The following is a 2,121-nucleotide window of genomic DNA, read 5'->3' as shown; positions in this document are numbered from 1 at the left end:
CCGAGGACGAGGCGCAGGCGATCCGCCGCGCCGATCCGGGCCAGCTCGACAAGGGCGGCGGCGCGGCGCTCGCGGCGCTGGCGATGCTGAAGTTGCGCGACCGCTTCGCCTGACATGCCGACCGAGCCGCCTCCATCGCGCTATCGCGTGGTGGAGCGCGGCCGCCGGCTGGAGGTGATCGATACGCGCGTCACCGGCGCCGTGCCCGGCGGCCAGCCGATGAGAGAGGCCCGTCGCCCGCGCCGCGAAGGCCGCGTCGACGGCTCGTTCACCACCGCACGCTTCTACGACGACAAGGCGCCGCGCCGGATCGCGTTCGATGCCGCCGCGCGCGACCGTCTCGGTCGGCTGCGGCTGGTCGCGATGATTGCTGCAATGGCCTGGGTGATGCTGGCGGTGTGGCAGCCGTGGGTGGCGCTGGCACCGCTGGCGATCCTTGCCAGCAACGGGCCGCGCCGCACGACGCGGCAGCGACTTACCCGCTGGCTCGATCGCTACGAGCAGGGGTAAGCGCCACCGGTCGCGCGGTTTCACGCCGCTTCGAGCGCCGGATAGTCGGTATAGCCCTCCGGCCCGCGGTCGTAGAAGGTCTTCGGGTTGGGCGTATTGAGCGGCGCGCCGTCGCGGAAGCGCTCGACCAGATCGGGATTGGCGATGAACAGCCGCCCCCAGCTGATCGCATCCGCCACGCCCGACGCGAGATCGGCCTCGGCCCCCGCCAGCGAATAATCCTGGTTGAGCACCAGCGGCCCGGCAAAGGCGGTGCGGATCTGCGGGCTCAATTTGGGCACGCTGCTGCTGCCGAACGTCCCCTCGGGCGAGAGCTCGCGCAATTCGAGGAAGGCGATGCCGAGATCGCTCAGCATCTTCGCCGCGGGGATGAAGACGCGCGCCGGATCGCTGTCGTCGGCGCCTTGCGTGTCGCCGTTGGGCGACAGCCGCACCGCGGTGCGCGCCGCGCCGACCGTCGCGATCACCCGCTCGGTCGCTTCGCGCAGCAGCCGGATGCGGTTCTCGGGCGACCCGCCGTAATCGTCGTCGCGATCGTTGACCCCGTCGCGCAGGAATTGATCGATGAGATAGCCGTTGGCGGCGTGGATCTGCACCCCGTCGAACCCGGCGGCGATCGCGTTGCGCGCGGCGGATTCATAATCGTCGACCACCTGGCGGAGGTCGTCGAGTGTCGCCGGGCGCGGCACGTCATAGGGATTCTTCTCAGGCACCGCATAAGGCGCCCGCGCCGACCCCGAGGAGAGCGACTGCATCCCGGTGACGTCGGGCCGCGCGAGCCGCCCCATATGCCAGAGCTGCGCGAAGATCCGCCCGCCGGCGCGGTGCACCGCCTCGGTCACCGGCTTCCACGCCTCGACCTGGCTCGGGAGCCACAGCCCTGGCGCATGCGGCCAGCCCAGCCCGTGGCGGCTGATCCCGGTCGCCTCGCTGATGATCAGCCCGGCGCCGGCGCGCTGGCGATAATATTCGATCATCAATTCGGTCGGCACATGGCCTTCGGTGGCGCGGGTGCGCGTCAACGGCGCCATGAAGATACGATTGGGCGCGTCGATTGCGCCGATTTTGATCGGATCGAACAGAGTGGGCATCGATTCCCTTTCAGTTGCGCTTTGCTACCTGACGCGACGCAGATAGGCGGTTAAGGGGCAGCATGCATCAGGCGACGCCGACAAGAAAAGCTATTGCCGCGCCAAGCCGATCCGCGCTGGCTTTCGCCGCGCTGATCGGCGGCAATGTCGCGCTCGCGTTCGGCCCGTGGTTCGTGCGGATGGCGGATGTCGGGCCGGTCGCCGCCGGATTCTGGCGCATCTCGCTCGCCGCGCCGTTGCTGCTGCTGCTCGCGCGCGCCACCGGTAGCCGGCCATTCGCGCAGAGCCGCGGGCTCGGCTGGGTGCTGTTCGCCTCGGGGCTGCTGTTCGCCGGCGATCTCGCCACCTGGCATGTCGGGATCCACCACACCAAGCTCGCCAACGCCACCTTGTTCGGCAACAACGCCTCGCTGATCTTCCCGATCTACGGCTTCATCGTCGCGCGCGCCTGGCCGACCCGCACGCAGGGCGCCGCATTGTTGCTCGCGCTGGTCGGGGCGGTGGTGCTGCTTGGGCGGTC

Annotated in this window: 3 protein-coding genes and 1 pseudogene; 3 read left to right on the top strand and 1 reads right to left on the bottom strand. The window is 69.8% G+C overall.

What is annotated here, in order from left to right:
* Both BGN95_RS10315 and BGN95_RS10310 read left to right on the top strand, forming a co-directional pair.
* Positions 1–113: pseudogene (locus tag BGN95_RS10315) on the top strand (6,7-dimethyl-8-ribityllumazine synthase); the annotation flags it as partial.
* A gap of 1 nt (position 114) precedes the next feature.
* Positions 115–510, top strand: coding sequence for a hypothetical protein (locus BGN95_RS10310; RefSeq protein WP_286772552.1), 396 nt, complete (start codon positions 115–117; stop codon positions 508–510).
* 20 nt (positions 511–530) lie between these two features.
* Here BGN95_RS10310 and BGN95_RS10305 read toward each other — a convergent pair whose 3' ends face one another.
* Positions 531–1,601 carry an alkene reductase gene (locus tag BGN95_RS10305; protein WP_286772551.1) on the bottom strand — a complete coding sequence of 357 codons (1,071 nt, stop codon included), beginning with the start codon at positions 1,599–1,601 and terminating at the stop codon, positions 531–533.
* Positions 1,602–1,663: 62 nt separating this feature from the next.
* Between BGN95_RS10305 and BGN95_RS10300 the strand changes: the two genes are divergently transcribed.
* Positions 1,664–2,121, top strand: a 458-nt coding sequence (locus BGN95_RS10300) for an EamA family transporter (protein ID WP_286772550.1), incomplete at its 3' end; no start/stop codon positions are given.

This window comes from Sphingomonas sp. 66-10 (assembly GCF_001897045.1).
Classification (GTDB): Bacteria; Pseudomonadota; Alphaproteobacteria; order Sphingomonadales; family Sphingomonadaceae; genus Sphingomonas; species Sphingomonas lycopersici.
Note: the sequence above shows the minus strand (reverse complement) of the source record. Positions and strands in the feature narration are given on the sequence as shown.

Bases quoted from the DNA above. Each gene is read 5' to 3' on its own strand.
- BGN95_RS10310 (WP_286772552.1), top strand. From the start codon at position 115: ATGCCGACCGAGCCGCCTCCATCGCGCTATCGCGTGGTGGAGCGCGGC.
- BGN95_RS10305 (WP_286772551.1), bottom strand. From the start codon at position 1,601: ATGCCCACTCTGTTCGATCCGATCAAAATCGGCGCAATCGACGCGCCC.